16 protein-coding genes are annotated in these 24,501 nt (G+C 72.2%); 10 read left to right on the top strand and 6 right to left on the bottom strand.

The genetic code is table 11. The features are described from left to right. Window positions 1-146: 146 nt before the first annotated feature. A complete protein-coding gene (locus tag ACFVXG_RS26340) occupies window positions 147-2,162 on the top strand; it encodes a glycoside hydrolase family 6 protein (protein WP_387930890.1) in 2,016 nt (671 codons plus the stop codon). Between the two features lie 56 nt (window positions 2,163-2,218). Continuing rightward, window positions 2,219-3,751, top strand: coding sequence for a cellulase family glycosylhydrolase (locus tag ACFVXG_RS26335; RefSeq protein WP_387930889.1), 1,533 nt, complete (start codon window positions 2,219-2,221; stop codon window positions 3,749-3,751). A gap of 55 nt (window positions 3,752-3,806) precedes the next feature. Here the strand turns inward: ACFVXG_RS26335 and ACFVXG_RS26330 are convergent, their stop codons facing one another. Further along, window positions 3,807-4,841, bottom strand: a complete 1,035-nt coding sequence (locus tag ACFVXG_RS26330; protein WP_387930888.1) for a LacI family DNA-binding transcriptional regulator — start codon at window positions 4,839-4,841, stop codon at window positions 3,807-3,809. A 238-nt stretch (window positions 4,842-5,079) separates the two neighbouring features. Between ACFVXG_RS26330 and ACFVXG_RS26325 the strand changes: the two genes are divergently transcribed. The 8 genes from ACFVXG_RS26325 (at window position 5,080) to ACFVXG_RS26290 (ending at window position 15,738) form a co-directional block, all read left to right on the top strand. Further along, window positions 5,080-6,486 (top strand): ABC transporter substrate-binding protein, encoded by a 1,407-nt coding sequence (locus ACFVXG_RS26325; RefSeq protein WP_387930887.1) that lies wholly within the window; start codon window positions 5,080-5,082, stop codon window positions 6,484-6,486. Window positions 6,487-6,565: 79 nt separating this feature from the next. Further along, window positions 6,566-7,543, top strand: a complete 978-nt coding sequence (locus tag ACFVXG_RS26320) for a carbohydrate ABC transporter permease (protein WP_387930886.1) — start codon at window positions 6,566-6,568, stop codon at window positions 7,541-7,543. A gap of 6 nt (window positions 7,544-7,549) precedes the next feature. Further along, on the top strand, window positions 7,550-8,407 hold the full coding sequence (locus ACFVXG_RS26315) for a carbohydrate ABC transporter permease (protein WP_387930885.1): 858 nt from the start codon (window positions 7,550-7,552) through the stop codon (window positions 8,405-8,407). A gap of 61 nt (window positions 8,408-8,468) precedes the next feature. After that, window positions 8,469-9,932: a glycoside hydrolase family 1 protein gene (locus ACFVXG_RS26310; RefSeq protein WP_387930884.1), complete on the top strand. Its 1,464-nt coding sequence runs from the start codon at window positions 8,469-8,471 to the stop codon at window positions 9,930-9,932. Between the two features lie 118 nt (window positions 9,933-10,050). Then, window positions 10,051-11,055: a LacI family DNA-binding transcriptional regulator gene (locus ACFVXG_RS26305; RefSeq protein WP_387930883.1), complete on the top strand. Its 1,005-nt coding sequence runs from the start codon at window positions 10,051-10,053 to the stop codon at window positions 11,053-11,055. Between the two features lie 199 nt (window positions 11,056-11,254). Next, window positions 11,255-12,412, top strand: coding sequence for an MFS transporter (locus tag ACFVXG_RS26300; protein WP_387930969.1), 1,158 nt, complete (start codon window positions 11,255-11,257; stop codon window positions 12,410-12,412). A gap of 629 nt (window positions 12,413-13,041) precedes the next feature. Beyond that, window positions 13,042-14,193: a glycoside hydrolase family 11 protein gene (locus tag ACFVXG_RS26295; RefSeq protein ID WP_387930882.1), complete on the top strand. Its 1,152-nt coding sequence runs from the start codon at window positions 13,042-13,044 to the stop codon at window positions 14,191-14,193. A gap of 96 nt (window positions 14,194-14,289) precedes the next feature. Next, entirely contained in the window at window positions 14,290-15,738 is a 1,449-nt protein-coding gene (locus ACFVXG_RS26290) for a non-reducing end alpha-L-arabinofuranosidase family hydrolase (protein ID WP_387930881.1), read from the top strand. Between the two features lie 183 nt (window positions 15,739-15,921). On the opposite strand, the gene ACFVXG_RS26285 is transcribed toward ACFVXG_RS26290, so the two are convergent. The 5 genes from ACFVXG_RS26285 to ACFVXG_RS26265 all read right to left on the bottom strand — a co-directional run bounded on the left by ACFVXG_RS26285 (window position 15,922) and on the right by ACFVXG_RS26265 (window position 24,356). Next, window positions 15,922-17,646 (bottom strand): hypothetical protein, encoded by a 1,725-nt coding sequence (locus ACFVXG_RS26285; protein WP_387930880.1) that lies wholly within the window; start codon window positions 17,644-17,646, stop codon window positions 15,922-15,924. A gap of 172 nt (window positions 17,647-17,818) precedes the next feature. Further along, entirely contained in the window at window positions 17,819-19,462 is a 1,644-nt protein-coding gene (locus ACFVXG_RS26280) for a histidine phosphatase family protein (protein ID WP_387930879.1), read from the bottom strand. A gap of 174 nt (window positions 19,463-19,636) precedes the next feature. After that, entirely contained in the window at window positions 19,637-20,887 is a 1,251-nt protein-coding gene (locus ACFVXG_RS26275) for an FAD-binding protein (RefSeq protein ID WP_387930878.1), read from the bottom strand. Window positions 20,888-20,924: 37 nt separating this feature from the next. Further along, on the bottom strand, window positions 20,925-22,853 hold the full coding sequence (locus ACFVXG_RS26270) for a phosphatase PAP2 family protein (protein WP_387930877.1): 1,929 nt from the start codon (window positions 22,851-22,853) through the stop codon (window positions 20,925-20,927). A 114-nt stretch (window positions 22,854-22,967) separates the two neighbouring features. Next, entirely contained in the window at window positions 22,968-24,356 is a 1,389-nt protein-coding gene (locus ACFVXG_RS26265) for a jacalin-like lectin (protein WP_387930876.1), read from the bottom strand. Between the last annotated feature and the right edge of the window lie 145 nt (window positions 24,357-24,501).

Raw genomic sequence — 24,501 nt, 5'->3', positions numbered from 1 at the left:
CTCGTGGGAGCGCTCCCGCTTCTATTGACGCCGTTTCTCATGCCCTGGCTTCATGTGAACGGGGATCGCCGCGCCCCAAGTGGGCGCGTTCCCACCCTAGTTCAGCGATCCCGTCAGGAACCCCAGCCATCCGAAAGGACCCGGACGTGCCCCATCCCGTCCTGCGTCGCCTGCGCACGACAGCGGCCGCCACGCTGCTCGGCGCCACCGGCCTGCTGCCGAACATCGGAGCCGCCACGCCCGCCCAGGCCGCCCCCGCCCCTGCGGCCGCCGCCCACGTCACCAACCCCTTCGCCGGTGCCGCCGGCTACCTCAACCCCGACTACACGGCCGAGGTCAAGGCCCAGGCCGCCGCCGACGGCGGCGCGCTGAGCGCGCTCGAGACCCAGGTCTCCGCCAACCCCACCGCCGTCTGGATGGACCACATCGGCGCGATCGCCGGGGACGGCGGCCGCCTCGGCCTCCAGGCCCACCTGGACCACGCACTCGCCCAGCAGCAGCAGGGGGCCACGCCGGTCGTCTTCCAGGTCGTCATCTACGACCTGCCCGGCCGGGACTGCGCCGCCATCGCCTCCAACGGCGAACTCCCTGCCACTGATGCCGGGTTGGCCACGTACAAGTCGCAGTACGTCGACCCGATCGCCGCCGTCCTGGCCGACCCGAAGTACGCGGGCCTCCGGGTCGCGGCCGTCATCGAGCCGGACTCCCTGCCCAACGCGGTGACCAACCAGTCCAAGCCGGCCTGCGCCACCGCCACGCCGTACTACGAAGCGGGCATCGAGTACACGCTCAACAAGCTGCACGCGATCCCCAACGTGTACAACTACCTGGACATCGGCCACGCGGGCTGGCTCGGCTGGTCCACCAACATGGTCCCGGCGGGCAAGGAGTACGCCAAGGTCGCCCAGGCCACCACCGCCGGGTTCGCCAGCATCGACGGCTTCGTCAGCGACACCGCCAACACCACCCCGCTGAGCGAGCCGTTCCTGAGCAACCCCGACCTGACCGTCGGCGGGCAGCCGCTCAAGTCGGCCAACTTCTACCAGTACAACCCGGTGTTCGACGAGTACCACTACAACACCGCGATGTACTCCACCCTGGTGTCCAACGGGTTCCCGAGCACCATCGGCATGCTGATCGACACCTCGCGCAACGGCTGGGGCGGCCCCGGACGGCCCACCGCGCTCAACTCCAGCCCCACCACGGTGGACGCGTACGTCACGGCCAACAAGATCGACAAGAAGCCCTTCCGCGGCGACTGGTGCAACATCGTCGGCGCCGGCATCGGGGCCCGCCCGCAGTCCCAGCCGTACGGTGCGGGCAGCCCGATCATCGCGTTCCTGTGGGTCAAGCCGCCGGGCGAGTCGGACGGCGACTACCCGTCCGCCACCCACCCGCACGGCGACCCGCACTGCGACCCGAACGGCACCCAGACCGACGGGAACGGCAACACCTACCCCACCGACTCCATGCCCGACGCCAACGTCCCGGCGGGCCAGTGGTACTCGGCCCAGTTCCGCCAGCTGGTGCAGAACGCCTACCCGGCGTTCGGCGACGCCGGCACCCCCGGCGGCCCGACCGCGCCGGGCGCGCTGACCGTCACCGGCACCACCGGCACCAGCGTCTCGCTCAGCTGGACGGCCTCCACCGACCCGGCCGGCGTGACCGGCTACGCGGTGTACCGGAACGGGACGAAGGTCGCGACCGTGACCGGCACGAGCTACACCGACACCGGGCTCTCCGCCGCCACCGCCTACCAGTACACCGTCACCGCGCAGGACGCGGCCGGGAACGTCTCCCCCGCCTCCGCCGCGGTGACCGCCACCACGGCCGCGGCACCGGGCGGCGGCGGCACCAGCAGCGGCTGCTCCGCCACGTACGCGGTCGGCAACGACTGGGGCAGCGGCTTCACGGGCAGCGTCACGGTCGCCAACACCGGCAGCGCGGCCACCAAGTCCTGGACGGTCACCTGGAGTTGGGGCGGCAACCAGCAGATCACCAACAGCTGGAACGCCACCACCGCCCAGAGCGGCGCCACGGTGACGGCCGCCAGCCAGGGCTACAACGGCGCGCTGGCGCCGAACGGCACCACCAGCTTCGGCTTCCAGGCGACCTACTCGGGCGGCAACACCGCCCCGTCGCTGACCTGCACCGCGAGCTGACCTCCCCGGCCGGGGCCGCACCGGCGGCCCCGGCCCCCACCCCCGAGGAGCTCGGCATGCCCCGTAGCGTCCCACCCCGCACCGCCCCGCCCCGTCCCGTCCCCGCCCGCACCGCCGCGCTCGCAGCAGCCGCCACCGCCGCGTGCGCGGCGCTGGCCGTGCTCCCGCTCAACGCCTCGGCGGCCCCCACCGCAGGCCTCTCCTGCAGTGTGAGTTACGCCGTCGGCAACGACTGGGGCAGCGGCTTCACCGCCAACCTCACCCTCACCGACACCGGCACCGCACCGATCAACGGCTGGACCCTCGGCTACACCTACGCCGGCAACCAGACCCTCCAGAACGGCTGGAACGGCACCTGGACCCAGACCGGACACACCGTCACCGTCACCAACCCCGACTACGCCGCCACCATCAACCCCGGCGCCACCTACACCACCAGCGCCAACTTCTCCTACACCGGCCCCAACACCACCCCCACCACCTTCACCGTCAACGGCACCCCCTGCGGGCCGCAGTCGAGCCCGTCACCCCCGACCAGTCCGCCCCCCACCAGCCCACCGCCCACGCCGCCGCCGAGCGGGCCCGCCCCCGCCGTGCACGTCGCGGGCAGCACGCTGGCGAAGGCCGACGGCACCCCGATCACCCTGCACGGGGTCAACCGCTCCGGGGCCGAGTTCATGTGCGTCCAGGGCCACGGCTTCTTCGACGGCCCGGCCGACCAGGCCTCCGTCACCGCGATGAAGTCCTGGCGGATCAACGCCGTCCGGGTGCCGCTCAACGAGGACTGCTGGCTCGCCCACTCCAATGTCGAGCCCGCCTACGCCGGTGCGGCCTACATCAGCGCGGTGCGCGACTACGTCGACCTGCTGCACCGCAACGGCCTGGTGGCCGTCCTGGACCTGCACTGGACGGACGGCGCGTACACCGGACCGTCGGCCGGCTGCTCCGACCCCGACGCCACCTGCCAGAAGCCCATGCCGGACGCCGCCGGCGCGCTCCCGTTCTGGACCTCGGTGGCGCAGACCTTCAAGGGCGACGACGCGACCGTCTTCGACCTGTTCAACGAGCCGTACCCGTCCCGCGCCACCGGGAGTGAGGCCGGCGGCTGGGCCTGCTGGCGGGACGGCGGGAGCTGCCCCGGCATCGGCTTCCAGGTCGCCGGCATGCAGGCGATGGTCGACGCGGTGCGCTCGACCGGCGCGGACAACGTCCTGATGCTGGGCGGCCTGGAGTACGCCAACGACCTCACCCAGTGGGCCGCCTATCGGCCGACCGACCCGCTGCACAACCTGGCCGCCTCCTGGCACTCGTACAACTTCAACGCCTGCAGCACCAGTTCCTGCTGGGACGCCCAGATAGCCCCGCTGGCCGCCCAAGTACCCGTGGTCACCGGCGAGCTGGGCGAGAGCGACTGCGCGCACGGCTACCTGGACGCCCTGCTGCCCTGGCTGGACCGGCACGGCGTCTCCTACCTCGCCTGGGCCTGGAACACCTGGGACTGCAGCAGCGGCCCGGCGCTGATCAGCGCCTACGACGGCACGCCGACGGCCTTCGGCGCGGGCTACCGCGCCCACCTGGCCGGCGGGTAGCGCCGCCGGGCCTGACCACGGCCCGGGTCAGGCCAGGCCAGGGGCCCGACCCCGGTCAGGCCGAGTCCCGCACCACCAGTTCCGTCGGCAGCACCGTCTGCCGGCGGAACCGGCCCGGCTGGGCGATCTCCTTGAGCAGCAGCTGAACCATCAACCGGCCCATCTCCTCGGTCGGTTGACGCACACTGGTGAGCGGCGGCTCGGTGTGCCGGGCCACCACGGAGTCGTCGAACCCGATCACCGCGACGTCCTGCGGCACCCGCCGACCCGCCTCCCGCAGCGCCTGGAGCGCCCCCGCCGCCGTCAGGTCCGAGGCGCAGAACACCGCGTCCAGGCCGGGCCGGCGGGCGAGCAGTTCCCGCATGCCCTCGCGCCCGCCGCGCTCGGTGAAGTCCCCGTGCGCGACCAGCCCTTCGTCGGCCGGCACCGCGGCCTCGGCGAGCGCCTGCCGGTACCCGGCCAGCCGCGCCGCGGCGCCCTCCATGTCGAGCGGCCCGGTGACGGTCCCGACGGCCGTCCGGCCCCGGGCCAGCAGGTGCCGGACGGCCGCCCGGGCGCCGCCCGCGTTGTCGGCGTGCACATAGCTCAGCGGTTCCGCCACCGAGCGGCGGCCGCCCAGCACGGCGGGCATCTCCAGCCGCTCCAGCAGCTCGGGAAGCGGGTCGTCCTCGTGCACCGAGACCAGCAGGACGCCGTCCACCCGGCGGGCGGTGAGGTAGCGGGTCAGCCGTTCCCGCTCATGCTCGTCGCGCACCAGCACCAGCAGCAACTGCAGGTCGGATTCCGCGAGTTCGGCGGAGACCCCGGTGATGATGTCGGAGAAGTAGGGCTCGGAGCTCAGTTTGGCGACGCTCTCGGGGATGACCAGCGCGATCGCGTCGGTCCGGGAGGTGACCAGGGAGCGCGCCGCCTGGTTGGGGACGTAGCCGAGTTCCGCGATGGCCTGCTCGACCGCCTCACGGGCCTTGGCGCTCACCTTGGACGAGCCGTTGACGACCCGGGACACCGTGCCCCGGCCCACTCCGGCCCGGGCTGCCACCGCCTCCAGGGTGGGGCGGGCAGCGGGCTGCTGCTGCGCGGCTCGGTTCATGATCGTTCTCCCGGAGGGACGGTGGACGACGGCGGCTGGGGCAACCGCACCGAGGACGGTCGGACGACACGGTCCGGTAACGGAGCCGATGCACGCCCTTGACACGCCTTGCGCGGCGAAGCAATCTTCCCACATCGTAGTGGGAGCGCTCCCACCCGTGCTCCACCCAGTTCCGAGCACCGTCGGCCGCCAGTCGCGCGCCGCAGCCACGGACCACCCTGGACAAGGAGAGTCGGCCATGCGGAACCCCGGCACCACCCCCGGCGGCAGAGCCACCGCCCCCCTCCCCGGACGCAAGGCACGCACCGCACGAACCCCACGCACCGCCCGAACCACACCCACCGCACGTACGGCACGCGGCCCGCTGCCGATCGCCCTGACCGCGGCCCTGTGCGCCCTGCTGGTGGCCGGCTGCGACAGCTCCGGCTCCACCACCGACTCGGCCTCCGGCGGCAAGATCACCCTGACCGTCGGCGACTACGGCACCTTCGGCTACAAGGAAGCCGGCCTGTTCGACGCCTACATGAAGGACCACCCCGGCATCACCATCGTGGAGCACACCGTCCAGCAGGAGACCGACTACTACCCGGCCCTGCAGACCCATCTCTCCTCCGGCAGCGGTCTGGACGACATCCAGGCGGTCGAAGTCGGCCGGATCGCCCAGGTCGTCAAGAAGCAGTCGGCCAAGTTCGTCGACCTCGGCAAGGCCGACGGGGTCGACAAGTCCGCCTTCCTGCCGTGGAAGTCGCAGCAGGCCACCACCGCAGACGGCCGCACCATCGGGCTGGGCACCGACATCGGCCCGATGGCGATCTGCTACCGCAAGGACCTCTTCCAGCAGGCCGGGCTGCCCACCGACCGCGAGCAGGTGGCCAAGCTCTGGCAGGGCGACTGGGCCAAGTTCGTCGAGACCGGCAAGCAGTACCAGGCCAAGGCGCCCGCCGGCACCTTCTTCCTCGACTCCGCCGGCGGCCTGTTCAACGCCGTGGTGTCCTCCAGCACCACCCAGTACGTCGACAGCAGCGGGAAGCTGAACTACAAGGACAACCCCACCGTCAAGTCCGCCTGGACCCTGTCGACCGGCGCGATCGACGCCGGGATCAGCGCCGGCCTCAAGCAGTTCGACACCCCCTGGTTCCAGGCCTTCGCCAACTCCAAGTTCGCCACGGTCGCCTGCCCGTCCTGGATGACGGCCATCGTCGCCGACAAGTCCGGGCCCGCCAACAAGGGCAAGTGGGACATCGCCACCGCCCCGGCCGCCGGCAACTGGGGCGGCTCCTTCCTCTCGGTGCCGAAGGCCGGCAAGCACCAGAAGGAGGCCACGGCGCTCGCCGCCTGGCTCACCGCGCCCGCCCAGCAGGCCAAGGTCTTCACCACGGTCGGCAACCTGCCCTCCAACGTCAAGGCGCTGGGCCAGCCGGAGGTGCAGAACGCCAAGCTCGACTTCTTCGGCGACACGCCCACCGGCCAGATCTACGCCGCCACCGCGCAGTCCATCCAGCCGACCGTGATCGGCGAGTGGGACGGCCTGGTCAAGGACACCCTCACCAACGGCGCCCTGCTCAGCATCGAGCAGCACCAGAGCGACGCCGCCAAGGCCTGGAGCAACGCGGTCAAGGAGATCGACGACAAGGTCAGCGACTGAGGCCTGTCCGACGATTCCCGCCGGGCCCGTCCCCGCCCACCCGGCCGGGACGGGCCCGCTCTCCGGAGAGGACACCACCATGCTCGACGAGGCAGCCACCGCGAAAGGCCCGCCCCGCACCGCTCCCCCGCCGCCGCGCCCCTGGCGCACCCGGCTCTACCGGTGGGACCTGAAGGCCTCGCCGTACCTGTACGTCGCGCCGTTCTTCGTCTGCTTCGTGGCCTTCGGCCTGTTCCCGCTGATCTACACCGGCTGGGTGTCGCTGCACAGCGTGGACCTCCAGACCTCCGACCAGATGCAGTGGCGCGGCTTCGACAACTACACCCGACTGTTCCACGACGACCTGTTCCGCAACGCCCTGCGCAACACCGTCACCATCGGCCTGCTGTCCACCGTGCCCCAGCTGCTGATGGCCCTCGGCCTGGCGCATCTGCTCAACTACCGCCTGCGCGGCCGGAGTTTCTTCCGGATCGCGATGCTCGCCCCCTACGCGACCTCGATCGCCGCGGCCACCCTGGTGTTCACGCTGCTGTTCGGGCGCGACTACGGCATGATCAACTGGCTGCTGGGCCACCTGGGCCTGGGCCAGGTCGACTGGGAGGGCGGCACCTGGAGCTCCCAGATCGCCATCTCCACGATCGTCACCTGGCGCTGGACCGGCTACAACGCCCTGATCTACCTCGCCGCCATGCAGGCCGTCCCGCACGACCTGTACGAGGCGGCGGCGCTCGACGGCGCCAACCGGTGGCAGCAGTTCCGGCACGTCACGGTGCCGTCCATCCGGCCCACCATCCTGTTCACCCTCGTGGTCTCCAGCATCGGGGCCACCCAACTCTTCGGCGAGCCGCTGCTGTTCGGCGGCGGCGCGACCGGCCACAGCGGCGGCTCGGCCCACCAGTACCAGACCCTGGGGCTGTACCTGTACGACCAGGGCTGGTACGCCTTCCACCTCGGCCGGGCCGCCGCCGTGGCCTGGACGATGCTGCTGATCCTGCTGGCCATCGGCGCGCTCAACCTCGCCCTGGTCCGCATCCGCCGCGCCCGGAACGGGGGTTGAGCACCGATGGCCGTCAAGTCGGGACGACGCGCGGGAGCGCGGGGCCTCACCGGGGCCGGACCGTTCACCTACGCGGTGCTGATCGTCGTCGCCGCGCTGTCCCTCTTCCCGCTGTACTGGACCCTGGTCGGCGCCTCGACCTCCGGCAGCCGAATCGCCCGGACCCCGCCGCCGCTGCTGCCCGGCGGGAGCCTGTGGCACAACCTCGACATCGCCTGGAACGAGGTCCACATGGGCCGGGCGCTGCTCAACTCGACGGTGGTGTCCGCCTGCGTCACGGCCAGCACGGTGCTGTTCGCGACCCTCGCGGGCTTCGCCTTCGCCAAGCTGCCGTTCCGGGGCCGCAACATCCTGCTGAGCCTGGTGGTGGCGACCATGGCCGTCCCCGCCCAGCTGAGCGTGATCCCGCTGTACCAGATCATGGCGAAACTGCACTGGACCGACCAGCTCCAGTCGGTGATCCTGCCCAATCTGGTCGCCGCGTTCGGGGTGTTCTTCATGCGGCAGTTCCTGGCCGAGGCGCTGCCGATCGACCTGGTCGAGGCGGCCCGGATGGACGGCGCCAGCAGCCTGCGGATCCTGTGGAGCGTGGTGCTGCCGATCGCCCGGCCCGGGATGGCCGTGCTCGGCATGCTGGTCTTCGTGCAGTCCTGGAACGACTTCTTCTGGCCGATGATCGCGCTGAGCCAGAGCAATCCCACCGTCCAGGTGGCGCTGGCCGGCCTCGGCGGCGGCTCGTACGACTCCGACCAGGCCGTCATCCTCACCGGCTCGCTGCTCGGGACGGCACCGCTGCTGCTGGTGTTCGCGGTGCTGGGCCGACAGGTCGTCGGTGGCATCACCGCCGGCGCCGTCAAGAACTGACACCAAGTCAAGAACTGACGCTCCGTCAATCCTTCTTCATCGGAACAGGAGACAGCCAGCCATGACTCCCCCACGGACCGGGCCCACCCCGGCCGCCACCGCCGCCCCGGCCTTCCCCGCCGACTTCCTCTGGGGAGCCGCGACGGCCGCCTACCAGATCGAGGGGGCCGTCGACGTGGACGGCCGCACCCCCTCGATCTGGGACACCTTCAGCCGCACCCCGGGGCGGACGGCCGGCGGCGACACCGGCGACCGCGCCACCGAGCACTACCACCGCTACCGCCAGGACGTCCGGCTGATGAGCGAACTGGGCCTGGGCGCCTACCGGTTCTCGGTGTCCTGGCCCCGGGTGCAGCCGACCGGACGCGGGCCGGCCGTCGAACGGGGCCTGGACTTCTACCGGCGGCTGGTGGACGAACTGCTGGAGCACGGCATCGAGCCCGCGGTCACGCTCTACCACTGGGACCTCCCCCAGGACTTGGAGGACATCGGGGGCTGGCCCAACCGCAACACCGCGGAGCGGTTCGCGGACTACGCCACGCTGGTGGCGGAGGCGCTCGGCGACCGGGTGGGCATCTGGACCACCCTCAACGAGCCCTGGTGCTCGGCCTTCCTCGGCTACGGCTCCGGCGTGCACGCCCCCGGCCGGGCCGACTGGACGGCCGCCCTGCGCGCGGCCCACCACCTCAACCTCGGCCACGGCCGCGCGGTCGAGGCGCTGCGCGCGGCGCTGCCCCGGCAGGCACGGATCGCCGTGTCGCTCAACCTGCACGAGGTGCGGCCGCTCACCGGGTCCGCCGCAGACCGCGAGGCCGCCCGCCGGATCGACGCGGTGGGCAACCGGGTCTTCACCGGACCGATGCTGGACGGCGAATACCCCGCCGACCTGCTCCTCGACACGGCGCGCCTGGTCGACTGGGGGGAGCTGATCCACGAAGGCGACCTGGCCACCATCGCCCGGCCGATCGACGTGCTGGGCGTCAACTACTACAACCCCACCGTAGCTTCGGCTCTCCCGGAGGGGCCGGCACCCGGCGCCGCGACCGCGAGCGACGCGGGCCACGGCGACGGTGCCCAGTCCCCCTTCGCCGGCTGCGCGGACGTGCTCTTCCACCGCGCGCCCGGCCCGCGCACCGAGATGGGCTGGCCGATCGACCCGACCGGCCTGACCGACCTGCTGCTGCGCCTGCACCGCGAGCACCCCGGGCTGCCGCTGATGGTCACCGAGAACGGTGCCGCCTTCGACGACCGGGTGACACCGGAAGGCGCGGTGCACGACCCGCAGCGCATCGACTACCTCCGCGGGCACCTCGACGCCGTCCGGGGGGCGATCGCCGCCGGGGTGGACGTGCGGGGGTACTTCCTGTGGTCGCTGATGGACAACTTCGAGTGGGCGTACGGCTACGGCAAGCGGTTCGGCCTGTACTACGTGGACTACGACACCCAGGCCCGCACCGCCAAGGACAGTGCCCGGTGGTACGCGGAGGTGATCCGCCGCAACGCGCTGCCCGACCCGGGCGCGTGAGCGTCGGCTCCCTTGACGCTGGTCCTACGACCGGCGAAGCTAACAGCGGTGGGTGGGCGGGCGCATGATCGGTTCGGGGTGCAGTTCCCGTGTCGAACCTCGATCCAGGACGGCCCCCATGTCCCCACCCTTCCCCGGCAACGACCCCGCACCGACCCTGGCCGAGGTCGCCCTCCGGGCCGGTGTCTCCATCGCGACCGCCTCCCGGGTGCTGAATCGTTCCGCCCGGGTCTCCACCGAGGTGGCGGCCCGGGTCGAACAGGCGGCGAGCGAGTTGGCGTACGTCCGCCGCAGGGCGCCCAGCAGCCGCGGGACGGGCGTGGTGGCCGTCGTGGTCTTCGCCGATCCGCTGCAGTACCACGCGGACGCCTTCCCGGTCCGGCTGCTGGCCGGGCTGCGGCGCTCCCTGCCGGGCGCGGAGCGGGAGTTGGCCGTCTTCACCGTCCCCAGGCGCTCCCGGCGGCCGCCGCTGGTGCGCTACCTGTGCGGCGGCCACGTCGACGGGGTGCTGCTGGTCGGCTGCTGGGGGGACACCGCGCTGATCCGGCTGCTGCACGCGGCCAGGGTCCCCGTGGTGTCGCTGGGCCGGCCCCCGGAGCCGGGCACGGTGGCGTTCGTGGACGCGGACAACCTGGCCGGCGCCAAGGAGGCGGTGCGCCGGCTGTGCGTGTCCGGGCGCCGCTCGGTGGCCACCATCGCCGGACCGCCGGACACCGCCGCCGGCGCGGACCGGCTGGCCGGCTACCACCAGGCGGTGGCGGCGCTGGCCGCGGCCCGGCCCGCCGTGGCGTACGGCGACTTCAGCAGCGCCTCCGGTGAGCACGCGATGCAGTGGCTGCTGGACCAACGCCCCGAGCTGAACGCGGTGTTCGCCGCCTCCGACCAGATGGCCGCGGGAGCCCTGCGGACCTTGCGGCGGCACGGTCTGCGGGTGCCCGAGGACGTGGCGCTGATCGGCTTCGACGACGCCCCCGTGGCGGCGCGGTGCCGCCCGGGCCTGACCACCGTCCGCCAGCCGGTCGAGGAACTCGGCTCCCGAGCCCTGGAGTTGCTGTTGCGCAACCCGGAGCACGGCGAGTCGGTGGTGCTCCCCACCCGGCTGGTCGTCCGGGCCTCCGGCTGACCCCGCCGCACCCGGGCGCACCATGCACACGGTTCGTATCCCCTTGCGTCACCGCGGGCTGCGATGAGAGCGTTCACAGAGCCCGAGAGCGAGTCCTGAACACCCGTCAACCGACCACTGTCCGCCGCCTGGAGCGCATGTGACCGAGCAACCGACCGCCGAGTACGCCGCAGCGGCCCCCACCGCCCCGGACGTACGGATGTTCAGCCCGGCGGCGACGGCGGCCTCCTGCGCCGGCTTCGTACTCATCGGAGCGCTCCAGGCGCTGTACGGGCCCGCGATCCCGGCCCTGCGGGACGAATTCCAGCTCTCCCCCGCGGCCGCCGGACTGGGCCTGAGCGCCCACTTCGTCGGCGGTGTCGCCGGCGTCCTGCTCTTCGACCGACTGCTCGGGCGGATCGGCAACCGCCGGATCCTCGGCACCTCCTACCTCCTGATGGCGGTCGGCGCGGCGGGCTTCGCGCTGGCCCCCGGCTGGCCGTTCGCCCTGGCGGCGGCACTGCTGGCCGGACTCGGCTTCGGCGGCATCGACTACGGCCTCAACCAGCTCTTCGCCGTCGGCTTCGGCGATCGCTCGACGGCGATGCTGAACGTCCTCAACGCCCACTTCGGCATCGGCGCCATCCTGGGCCCCGCGCTGGTGGGCGCAGTCGGCGCCGAGCACTACCCGGCGCTCTTCCTCGCCTTCGCCGCGGCCGACCTGCCCCTGCTGCTGTGCCTGCGCGGTGTGCGCAACCGGCCCCCGCGGCCGGCCCGGGGCAGCAGCAGCCGCACGGACGAGGCCACCGGGAGCGCACTCGGCCGCAGCCTGGGCTCGGTCCTGGCCGTGTTCGTCACCCTGTACGTCCTGCACGTCGGCATCGAGGCGGGGGTCGGCGGCTGGGAACCCACGCACCTGGAGACGGTCGGCTACGGTGCCGGACTCGCCGCCACCGCCACCTCCGTGTACTGGCTGATGATGACGGTCGGACGCTTCCTGGTCGCCCCGGTCACACTCCGCTTCTCCGCCGAGTCGATCATCACGGTGTCCTGCGCGGGGATGACGGCCTGCCTGCTGCTGGCGGCCGTACCGGGCCTCGCCCCGTACGCCTACGCGGGGGTCGGCCTGTTCATCGCGCCGATCTTCCCCACCGGGCTGCCCTGGCTCCACCGGGCCGCACCACGGGCCCGCCGGGCCAGCGCACTGGTGATCGCGTCCTCCATGGTGGGCGGCGTCGTCGCCGGGCCCGCCCTCGGTAAGGCCATCGAGTCGCTGGGCGTCCACTCGGTGCCCCTGGTGCTCGGGGCGGTCTCCGCGCTGTGCCTGACCGCGACGCTCTGGCTGATCCGGGCCACCCGACCCACCCGGGCCCGGTAGCCCCCTGGGGTCCGTGCTCGTCGGCCCGTTGCCGGTCCACGTACCCCGACGGTCACGGTGGTCCTTGACGAGTCCCGGCGGTTCGACGGGATGATCACGAGTCCAGTGCTGCCGACCTCACCGGTCGTCGGCCGATGGTGCGTCACTCTCGGTTCGGGAAGTCGTCCTGGGAGCGACTCGCCCCGCCTCCACCCACACCGCAGCGGGCCTCCGCGCCGCCGCCCGCTTTCGCGAAACTTTCGAAAGATCCGCTCTTGAAACTTACAGCCTTCGCTTGCCCGAGATCGGCGGGACCCCGCCGACCGCACCGGCCGTCGAGCAGCTGACCAGTGCCTTTCCGGGAAGAGCCGACACCCGGCCACAGCCGATACTTTCGCTGTTTCCGCCGCAAGAGTTGACACCTTGTCGAGTCCAGGCCAACACTGTCGCCGTCGACACGTGCGCACGGCCGTGGCTCGGATCCGGGCCACGTGACGTCAACTCACTCCGGGCGGAGCGACGTTGGCGGAGTGCCGCACCCCCCTGCGCCACCATGAGGAACGGTGCGGCCCACCCGTCCGCTCGCGGTCCTCGGTGGCGCAGGATCGCACCCCCACCCCACCCCCACCCATCGGCAGGACGGACCCCCCGTGCACTCCTCCCACCCCAAGAGCCGCAAGGCCGGCCGCCTCCGGCGGCTCGTCGGCAAGGCGCACGTCCTCGCACCGGCCCTCGCGGTCGTCCTGATCTTGCCCGGTACCGCCGACGCCGCGACCGTGACCTCGAATCAGACCGGCTCCGACGGCGGATACTTCTACTCGTTCTGGACCGAGGGCAGCGGCACGGTCTCGATGTCTCTGAACGGCGGCGGCAACTACGGCACCTCCTGGTCCAACGCCGGCAACTTCGTCGCCGGCAAGGGCTGGAGCACCGGCTCGCGCAACCCGGTGAGCTACTCGGGCGCCTGGAGCACCAACGGCAACGCCTACCTGTCGCTCTACGGCTGGAGCACCAACCCGCTCGTCGAGTACTACATCGTCGACAACTACGGCTCCTACCGGCCCACCGGCTCGTACAAGGGCACCGTCACGAGTGACGGCGGCACCTACGACATCTACGAGACGACGCGGTACAACGCCCCCTCGGTCGAGGGCATCAGGACCTTCAACCAGTACTGGAGCGTCCGTCGGGGCGGGCGCACCGGCGGAACCATCACCGTCGGGAACCACTTCGACGCGTGGTCCCGGTCCGGCATGAACCTCGGCACCATGAACTACGAGATCCTCGCCACCGAGGGCTACCAGAGCAGCGGCAGCTCCAACATCACGCTGGGCGCCTCCGGCGGCGGGGGTGGCGGCGGCACGCCCGGCGGGGGCATCACCCCCGGCGCCGTCTACACGCTCACCGACGCGGCGGCGGGCCGCGTCCTCGACGAGCCCTCGGGGCAGAACGGCAACGGCACCCAGCTCCAGGTCTGGGACGGCGGCGGCGCCGCGAACCAGCACTGGCGGGCCGACCGGAACGACGACGGCACCTACACCCTGACCAACGTCGCCAGCGGCCGAGCACTGGACGCGCCGAACAACCAGACGGGCAACGGGACGCGGATGCAGGTGTGGGACGCCAGCGGCGGCGCCAACCAGCACTGGCGGGCCGACCGGAACGACGACGGCACCTACACCCTGACCAACGTCGCCAGCGGCAAGGCCCTGGAGATCCCCGGCGGTCAGACCGGCAACGGCACTCCCGTCCAGCTCTGGGACTCCAACGGTGGCGCCAACCAGCACTGGAACTTCGGCTGAGCTGAGCCCCAGGGCACGAGGCGCCCCGGCGGGTGCCTCGTGTGAGCGCTCACAACGCCCGTCCGACGACTCCACCCGGTCTTGAAGGAGTTCCCCATGCGTCAACGAACGTCCAGCCGTGGGCAGCTGCCCACGGTGCTCACCACCCTGCTCGCGACCGTGGCAGCCCTCGCGGCCATGCTCGGCGCCACCACCACGGCCCAGGCCGCCACCAGCGGCACCCTGCGCGGTGCGGGTTCCGGCCGGTGCCTCGATGTGCAGAACGCCGCCCGGAGCGACGGCGCCTCCCTCCAGATCTACGACTGCTCCAACGGCGCGAACCAGCAGTGGACGTCCACGTCCGGCAACCAGCTGACGGTCTACGGCGACAAGTGCCTCGACGTGCCGGGCCACGCCACCGCGGCCGGCACCCGGGTACAGATCTGGAGCTGCAGCGGCGGCACCAACCAGCAGTGGCAGGTCAACTCCGACGGCACGGTGGTCGGCGTGGAGTCCGGGCTGTGCCTGGACGTCACGGGCGCCGGCACCGCCAACGGCACTGCGGTGGAGATCTGGCCGTGCAACGGCGGCGCCAACCAGAACTGGACCGGCCTGTCCTCCGCACCGACCCCGCCGGGCGGCGGCAACGGTGGCGGCAGCTGTGCCCTGCCGTCGAGCTACCGCTGGTCCTCCAGCGGCGCGTTGGTCCAGCCTGCGAACGGGTGGGCCTCGGTGAAGGACTTCACCGACGTCGTCTACAACGGCAAGCACCTGGTCTACGCGTCGAATGTGTCCGGGTCGTCCTACGGCTCGATGATGTTCAGCCCGTTCACCAACTGGTCGGACATGGCCTCGACCGGCCAGACCGGCATGAACCAGGCCGCGGTGGCACCCACGCTGTTCTACTTCGCGCCCAAGAACATCTGGATCCTCGCCTACCAGTGGGGCCAGTGGCCGTTCGCTTACCGCACCTCCAGCGACCCGACCAACCCCAACGGCTGGTCCGCCCCGCAGCCGCTGTTCACCGGCAGCATCCCGGGCTCCGGCACCGGCCCGATCGACCAGACCCTGATCGCCGACGACCAGAACATGTACCTCTTCTTCGCCGGCGACAACGGCAGCATCTACCGGGCCAGCATGCCCATCGGCAACTTCCCCGGCAACTTCGGCTCCTCCTACACCACGGTCATGAGCGACTCGGTGAACAACCTCTTCGAGGCGCCACAGGTCTACAAGGTCAAGGACCAGAACCAGTACCTCATGATCGTCGAAGCCCAGGGCGCCGCCGGCCGCTACTTCCGCTCCTTCACCGCCACCAGCCTCAACGGCACCTGGACCCCGCAGGCCGCCACCGAGGGCAACCCGTTCGCCGGCAAGGCCAACAGCGGCGCCAACTGGACCAACGACATCAGCCACGGCGACCTGGTCCGCAACAACCCCGACCAGACCATGACCATCGACCCCTGCAACCTGCAGCTCCTCTACCAGGGCAAGAACCCCACCGCGGGCGGCCCCTACGACCAACTGCCCTGGCGGCCCGGCCTGCTGACCCTCCAGCGCCGCTGACCGGCACCCACCACCACGGGAGGAGGGAACCCCCAGCCGCCGTATCGGCTGGGGGTTCCCCGTCTTCAGGCGCGGTGCTCGCCCTTCCGGCGGCCTCGTCGCTTGATTGCTCGGGTACTGAGTCGCTGGACCTGTCTCCCGGTCACCGACGCTTCCCGGCAGGGGACGTCCGAAATATGAGCGTTAACAACTCATGCTGGGCTTATCGTCTGACTGCAGCACGCCCGCAGGGAGACGCGCTGAACAGCGTCCGCCGACGCCGGCCCGCAGGGCGGCGGCGAGGGCGGGGCGGATCGGGACGAGGAGATCGACGTTCCGGTCCCGAACGGTGCCCGCGGAGTCCGGACCGCCGACCCTGGTCGGCTCGTTGGCGCTCAACTCCCGGTGGGCGGCGGCCAGGTCCCAGAAGCCGAGGTCGGCGCCCGGCTGGAGCGGCGCGGCGTGGTCGATCATCGTGGAGCGGATCACCAGGGTGTCCGTACCCACGAGGAGTTCGAGCAGACGCGCCTGGGACGGCCACTCGCACAGCCCCGAGGTGATGACGTGCCAGAAGCCGCCACCGCCGGGACGCCCCTTCGGGGTGACCGCGTTGAGGTGCTGGTGCCCGGCCAGCCAGAGCACCACGTTGCCGAAGCGGTGCAGCAGCGCCTCGACCTCCTCCCCCAGCACCCGGGGCAGGTCCGCGTCGGGCTGCGCGGCCTCGTCCGGCCGCTCGACGGTGTTGTCGAACATCTCCAGCCCGTGGTGCGAGGCCACGATGACCACCCGGTCCCGGTGGTCCGTGCGGACCTCGGACCCGGCCTCGTCCCGGTAGCCGGAGTGCACCTCAACCAGGCGCTGCTCCAGCCAGTCCCGCTGACGCCGCCCGATGCTGCCGGTGACGTGGCCGGCCGGGTTGGTGGAGTCGAGGACGATCAACCGCACACCGGGGACGTCGTCGTAGCAGTAGTACCCCCGGCCCTCGGCGAGGTCGGCCTCGCTGAACCCGTGCCCGCGGGGTGAGCCCGGGCTGTCCAGATGCGCCCGGATGTACTCGGCCTTGCTGAGCAGGCGCCGGTCCACCCGCGGCTGGATCCCCCTGGCCGTCCCGCCCACCAGCACCGTGGGGTCCGCCAGGTACGCGTCGCCCGGTTCCCGGGGCAGCTCGGCGGGTGCGGCGACCGGCCGCTCGCCGCCGGTGAGCAGGCCCTGGAACTCCGGGGTGACCGGCGCCCGCCCCTGGGCCAGGCAGTCGTGGTTGCCGAAGCAGGCAAGCCAGTCGACGCCGAAGCCCTGGGCACGGAACGGCACGGCCGCCGCCGCCAGCAGGCCCGGCCGGTCCGGGAAGCCGTACCGGCGCTTGTACCGGTCCCGCGACCGCGGCTCCGGGTTGTAGTAGTCGCCGGACACCGCGTACGAGGGGATCGCCGCCCGGTCCCCGCTGGCGGCGGCGCCGAAGGTCGGGTCGACGGTCTCACCGCCGTGCATCAGCGCCAGGAAGCCGCGCAGCTCGTTGAGTTGGGCGCTGTCGGTGTTGTCCCCGGTGGTGAGCACGAAGCGGACGGGCGCCGCCGGGTCCGCCGCCAGCCGGGCCACGGTGCGGGCCATCGCCTCGAACGCGTGGGTGGAGACGATCTCCTGCGGACGGTACGCCGGCACCATCCCGGCCCATCCCGGCCGGTCGGCGAACCGCTGGACGAAGTCGATCCGGCCCGGCGAGGCGAGGTCGGCCAGCTGGTAGTCGGTGACGTGCACGAAGCGCAGCAGGGAGTCCGGCGCGTCCGGCCGGTGCCCCGTCAGGTCGTCCCGCAGGAGGTGCGGTTCCCCCGGCGCGGGGACGAGCCTGCGGTAGACCCGCTCAATGCCCCCGCGAACCGCCTCGCCCTGGGCGATGGTGGCGTGGAGCGTGGTCACGACGGCAGCGGTCATTTCCGGCATGGGAGTTCGGGTTTCCTGTTCTGGTTGTTCGGGGGCGCTGTGGCGGTTCGTCGCGGCCGGTGTGCTCGGGCTGGTGATCACCCTGGCGCTCGCTCCGGAGACCGGGAACCGCGGCCTGGACGAGCTCTCCGCATCCCCCGGGCTGTCACCGGGCGGAAGCGGTTCACGCTCCGCTGCCGCTCGGCGTGGCGACCACCGGCGGGTGCGCCCGGTGGACGGCGGCCCGCAGGTCCTGGGAGTGGCCGTACCGGAAGACCTGCTCGTCCACGAAGACCGCGAGGAAGAAGACCAGGGCGACGCCCAGCCCGATCACGGACGGGTGGGAGCCCGCCGCGGGGGCCAGGATCGCGGCCATGGCCAGCCACAGGAAGACGTTCGGGGTGCTCTGGGTGATGATCAGATCGCGACCGATCCCGGCCGCCGGGCGCCGCAGCCGCAGGAACGCGACGGTCAGCAGCCGCAGGCCGGCCAGCAGGAGGCCGGTGGCGGCCATCACCAGCACGAGCTGCCGGGCCAGGTGCGGAACGTCGCCGGGGTCCGCCGGGGTGAGCGCGAAGGTGGCGAGTCCGGCGACCGGGACGAGGGCGAGGCCACCGAGCCAGTTCCAGTTGGTGCTGAGGGCGCCGGCCCGGATCGGGTCCCGGCGGCGCAGCGCCTGCGCCCCTGTTCCGGGCAGGGCCAGGGCGACCAGCAGGACGGCGCCGTAGGTGATCAGTGCCGCGCCGAGGCCGCCGTCCGGCCGGGCTCCCGAGGGCACGGTGATGGCGAGGGCACCGAGCAGCGCCAGCGGCATGACCACCGAGGCGGCGACGGTGTGCCGCACCGCGAAGAAGTAGTCGCCGCCCCAGAGCAGGGACAGCGTCGGGACGATCAGGGCGGGCGGCAGCAGCAGGAACAGCCCGGCGAGTTCGAGTGGCAGACCGCTCCCGCCCCACAGCAGGGCCAGCCCGAGGGCGAACCGGGCCAGCAGCAGCGGCAGGGCCGGCCGCAGACTGCCCGGCGTCCCGCGCAGGGTGCGCGGATCGACGCGCAGCAGGGTGAAGAAGGTGCCGACCCCGAGCAGCAGGGTCATCGCCGTGGCGAACGCCCAGGGCGGCACCCGTACGCCGACGAGCAGTTGGGCGGCGACGCCCGCGGCGGCCGCGAGGGCGACCAGCAGGGGCAGCCGGATCTCGACGATCTCGCCGAGGTCGTTGACCAGCCCGGCCGCGGCCGGTGCGCCTGCGGCGCGCCGCAGGTCCTCCTCGGTCAGCGGGCGGGCGTTGGGGATCTTCAGATCGCGGTACCGCTCGGGCGGCAGGTCCGCCGCGGCGATCGCGAACATCTCCACGATGTACTTGTGGGCGACGACCAGGACGGTGCGCCCGGCCCTGGACGCGGGCAGCAGCACGTCGTGGTAGTACACGGCGACGCGTTCGTACATCGCCTGCCAGCTCTCCCCGCCGGGCGGGCGGCCGGTGTGCGAGTGGAACGCCTCGGTGTAGCCGGCGAAGCCGATGCTCTTCTTGACCAGGCTCTTGTTGCGGCCGCTGAAGATCCCGAAGTCGCGTTCCACCAGGGCGTCGCTGACCACCAGTCGACCGGGGGCGCGCTGCTGGCCGGCGATGACGATGTCGGCGGTGCGGCGGGCCCGGCCGAGGGTCGAGACGTGCACCTCGTCGAGGTCCAGACCGAGGGCGGCCACCCGCCGGGCGGCCTGTTCGGCCTGGCGGACACCGAGGTCGGTGAGCGGGGAGTCCAACTGCCCGGCGAAACGGTTCTGTTCGTTGGCCTGGGATTCGCCGTGGCGGATGAAGTACAGGGGCATGAGCGACCTCTCCGCTGGAAGGCGATGAGCGCGGACTTGATGTGCCCCAGTCAAAAGCCTATGAAGTTGAACCGTCAAGCAATAATGTTAGCGTTAACACAAGAGTCACAACAAACACGACGACACCGGGGCCCGGTCGGCGCCCGGGCCCCGGTACGCTTCGGCGCCCAGGCGCTACCCGGCGCCGACGTGGCGGGCGACGAACTCGTTGCGGAACGTGCCCGCCGGATCGAACCCGCCCAGCAACCGGCGGAAGTCCTCCCAGCGCGGGTACGACTCCCGGATCGCCTCGGGCGCCATGGTGAAGACCTTGCCCCAGTGCGGCCGGGCGGCGAACGCGGACAGCGCCTCCTCGACCACCCCGACCGCGTCCGCCACGGCCGCCGCATCGGGATGCCAGGTGAAGTGGAAGGCGACGCAGTCGCGTCGGTAGGCGGGACTGAGCCACAGCGCGTCCGCCGCCACCGTACGGATCTCACTGATCTGCAGCGCCGGCGCGATCCGCTCCCGGACGGCGTCCAGCGCGTCGAACGCGGCGACGGCGTCGGCACGGGCGACGAAGTACTCCGACTGCAGCTCGTCGCCGCTGCTCGGCGTGAACTCCAGCCGGAAGTGCGGGAGCCGCTCGTGCCACCGGCCCGGCACGCCCTGCTGCCGCGTGCAGGGTTCGGGCGGGCACCCCGGCACGGGGTGGCGCGGACCGTCGGCGAGCACCGCGCCGAACCAGGTCCCGGAGACGTCCGGGCCGCCCCGCCGCTTGAGCCAGACCTGATCGATCCGGTCCGTCCGCCAGCCCGTGAACAGGCTGACGCTGTACGCCGCCGCCATGATCTCGTCGAAGCGTTCCCGCAGCACGGCCGTCGGCAGGCCCTCGTAGACCCACTGCCGGACCTCGAACGCCGGCACCACGTCCAGGGTCAGCCGGGTGACCACCCCCAAGGCGCCCAGGGCGACGACCGCACCGGGGAACTCCGCCGCGCCCCGGTCGATCGTCACCAGGTCGCCGTCCGCCGTGACCAGCTCGACGGCCCGGACCGCCGTGGCCAGGCCGCCGTTGCCGATCCCGGAGCCGTGCGTCCCGGTGGCGCACGCGCCCGCGACCGAGATGTGCGGCAGCGAGCCGAGGTTGTGCAGCGCGAGCCCGGCCCGGTCCAGCACCGCGGCGAGCTCGCCGAACCGCAGCCCGGCGCTCACCGTGACCGTGCCGGCCCGCCCGTCCGGTTCGACCACCCGGGGCAGGCCGGCCACGGACACCAGGTCGCCCGTGGTGTCGGCGATCGCGTTGAACGAGTGCCCCGTCCCCAGCACCCGCAGGGACGTACTGCCCGCGACGATCCGCCGCAACTCGGCGACGGAGCGGGGCTGGTGGAACCGCTCGGCCCGGAACCTGATGTTCCGGGCCCAGTTGGTCACGGTCACGGTCATGGGCATCGCCTCCTGGGCCCGGGAGCGGACGGTCCGTTCAGCAGCGGGTCAGCCGCACCGAGAGGCCGTCGTGGGTGTACAGCGGCGTCACCTCGTACCCGTCCACGTCGACGGAGACGCTGCCGAACTCGCCCTGCAGCGTACGCGCCTCGATCACCGGCAGCACCAGGTCGTCGCCCAGCTCGATTCCGTCCGCCAACTCCAGCGCGAGTTCTGCGTTCTGACTGATCGCCATCCGGCCGCCGACCGTCACCGCCGGGGAGTGGAGGTGGTTGACCACCAGCTCCAGGCGCGCCTCGGCCGACGCGACGAGGTCGCCGTGCACCCGGAGTGCGCCCCGCTCGGCGTCCACCCGCAGCACGCCGCCGCGGAGCTGGACGCCACCGCGCCCGAGGGCGTCACGGGAGCCGGCCTCCAGGACGCCGCCCGCCACCACGGTGGCACCGGTGTAGCGGTTGGTGCCACTGAGGGTCAGCTTGCCGGTACCGCGCTTGGTGAGGCCGCCCGGGCCGGCGATGTCGTTCTGCCAGGCGTCGGACGCGCAGAACCCGCCGTCGGCGGCGTTCAGTTGGACCGTCACGTCCCGGTCGAACGCGCCGTAGCCGTCGGCCGCGGCGAACAGGTCGAGCCGGCCCCACATCTCCGGCCCGTCCAGCAGGACGTAGCCCGAGGGCAGCGCGGTGGTGCGCAGCACCTCGCGGCGCTGGGCGGCGTCCAGGTACGGCAGCCGGGTCTCCAGCAGCACCTCGGCGCCCTTGGGTACCGTCATCGGGACGTCCCGGCCGCTGCGGCGCAGGATGTACGTCAGCTTCGGCTTGACCTGCTCGGCGTTGGCGTCGCGGTCGGCGTACGGGTCCTCGGCCGTGCCGGCCCGGTGGGCGTAGTCGTACAGGGTGTCGGCGGTGCTGCCGGTCTTCGCCCGGAAGTACGCGGCGGCCTGGTTGCGGGCGGCGGCCTTGAGGGCGGCGTTGCGCGGGTCGGCCAGGGTGGCGGCGGCGAGGGCGGCGGCGAGCATCCGGCCGCCCATGACGTCGAGCGGGGAGTGCATGCCCGCGGTGATCCGGGTGTGGCTGAGCTCGAAGGCCCGGGTGATCATCTCCTGGAACCGCTCGGGCACGGCGTAGGCCAGGGCCAGCGCGGACAGGTGGAAGGCGTTGGTGTGACCGCTCACGAAGCCGCCGTCGTCCACCGGGGAGTTGCTGCGCTGGCGCAGCAGTTGCGGGGCGACCACGACGTCGGACTTGTACACCGGGAAGCCGAGGGCGTCGACGGCGCCGGTGTCGACCACCGCGCTGTCCGCGTTCATCCGCCACGGCCGCGGGTAGCGGTAGGCGTACTTGGAGGGGTTGCCGGAGGCGTACGGCCCGCGCAGGGTGTTGACCAGGGTGACCACCTGTCCCAGCTCCGAGTCGACAGCGCCGGGGCCGATCTCGGACCCGGCGGGCGCGCCGGCCGGGACGGCGTCGTCGATCTTCGCGGGCGGGGTGGAGTCGGGCGCGGAGGTGATCGAGGTGACGGCCTTGGCACCCGTGCGGTACAGGTCGGCGAGCGGGCCGAGGCCGGCGATGACGGAGTAGCCCTGGTGCTGGCGGTCGTAGATGAACGCCTCCTTGGCCTGGTCCGCCGTGCGTTCGGTGGTGGCCTCCACGCAGTAGCGCACGTTGGCGCGCAGCACGTCGGCCAGCAGCGGTGAGCCGTCGTTCCAGGACTTGCCGGTGTGCCAGATCCGGTTCATCCCGGTGAGGATGCGCACGGCGGCGTTCCCCTCCGGGGTGAGGTCGGCCATCGTGTTGGTGGCGTAGGAGTCCACGAAGGCGGCACCCTGGACGGAGCCAGCGGGCGCGGCGGCGGCCTGCTGCGGGGCGGTCAGCAGGCTCAGGGCGGTGGGCGCGGTGAGCAGGCCGACCGAGGCGGCTGCGGAACTGCGCAGGAAGCGGCGGCGGTTCAGGGCGAGTTGGTCGTTCATTGCTGGTCTTCCTGCTGTGGTGCGCCGGGGGCGGAACGGTGTGCGAGCGGAGATCGGGCGGATCCCCGGCCCGGGTGGCGGCCCGGGCCGGGGATGTTCGGGGGGTCCGGGGGCTCAGCGGTGGGTGAACAGGAAGCCGAGCTTGTCGACCTCGTCGCCGGCGCGCCCCTGGAACCCGGCGAGCTGCCAGCCGTCGGGCGCGGTGCGGGTCACGCAGTCGCCGGTGGTGGTGCCGCCGGCCAGGGTGCGGCCCTGGTTGGTGCCGAAGGAGGCGTAGAAGATCCGGGTGTGGCCGTTGTACGAACCCTGGCACAGGGTTGCCGAGTTGATGAACTCGCCGCTGCCCAGGGTGAGCGAGGAGGCGGTGCCGCCGGTGCCGCCGTGGGTGAGGGCGGTGCCGTCGGCGAGGGTGAGGCCGACCTGATCGACCCGGCTGCCGGCCCGCAGGCTGACCGTGGTGGCCCGGGCGCCGGGCGCGACGCGGTCGATGTCGTCGTAGAAGTCGCCGTGCGGGCCGCCGTACTGCTCGCTCGCCAGGTAGGCGGGGTTGCGGCTCCAGGTGAAGCCCACGGCGACCGGGTCGTGGTCGGAGAGCATCTTGCCGGCGGCGTCCAGGAAGTCGGCGTGCTTGTTGGCGTACGAGGTCGCGGTCAGCGACACCAGCGCGCTGCTGCGGTACAGGACCTTGTCGACGATCTCGCAGGTGTCGGTGGGCGCGTTCTGGTCGCACAGCAGCGGGTCGGCGCCGCGGGCCGGCGCCACGCCGCCGCGCTCCAGCTGCACCCACGCGTCGGTCAGGCGGTTGTCGGCGGCGAAGGCGCCGATGGTGTCGTCGGCCCGGGTGTAGCGGGTGTTGGTGTCGCCCATCACCACGACGGCGTTCCCGGCCGAGTGGGTCTTGATGTAGCCGCTGAGCTGGGCCAGGTTCGCAGCGCGGGCGGTCTCGTCGCCGGGGTTCGTGCCCGCGTTCGCGTGGAGGTTGTAGAAGTCCACGTACACGCCCTCGGCCAGCCTGGTCCGCATGAAACTGAAGCCCTTGGGGGTGAGGCAGTCACCGGAGTCCAGCTGGCAGTCGTTCCACTTGACCCGCTCGAAGTCGTCGGTGTCGTAGGCGAGTCCGGAGAGGGTGTTGAGGCCGCTGCCGATGCCCGCCCCGCCGCTGGTCGCCGTGCGGTACGGGTGGGAGTCGGCGGCGTACAGCGCGGCGTGGTAGTTGAAGTCCTCCTGGACGTTCACCACGTCGTACTGCCCGATCCGGCCGCCGATGGCGGTGGTGCTGCTCTGCCGCTCGGTCGAGGAGCTGTTCACCACCTGCGGGAGGCCGGCGACGTTGTACGTCAGCACGGAGAGCGACCCTCCCGCGGCCGCGGCCTGCCCGGCCGGCGCACCGGTCGCGGCCTGTGCGGCCTGTGCGCCGACCAGGCCGCCCAGCACGGTGGCCGCGCCGAGCGCGCCTACGAGGGCGGAGCGGAGGAAGGGGTTGCGAGGGCGGGACTTGGACATCGGCGCTCCGATCGGAGGACGGCCAGGGGGATCCGGTGCCCCCGGAGCGTATCCGAGCGAACCATGAGCGCGTCAACATCGGTGACGAGCGTTCACATCCAATCTGACCTGTGCATTTACCAAGCCATGCCAAGTTTCGCACAAA

The organism is Kitasatospora sp. NPDC058162, from assembly GCF_042884005.1.
In the GTDB taxonomy this organism is placed as follows: Bacteria; Actinomycetota; Actinomycetes; order Streptomycetales; family Streptomycetaceae; genus Kitasatospora.
Note: the sequence above shows the minus strand (reverse complement) of the source record. Positions and strands in the feature narration are given on the sequence as shown.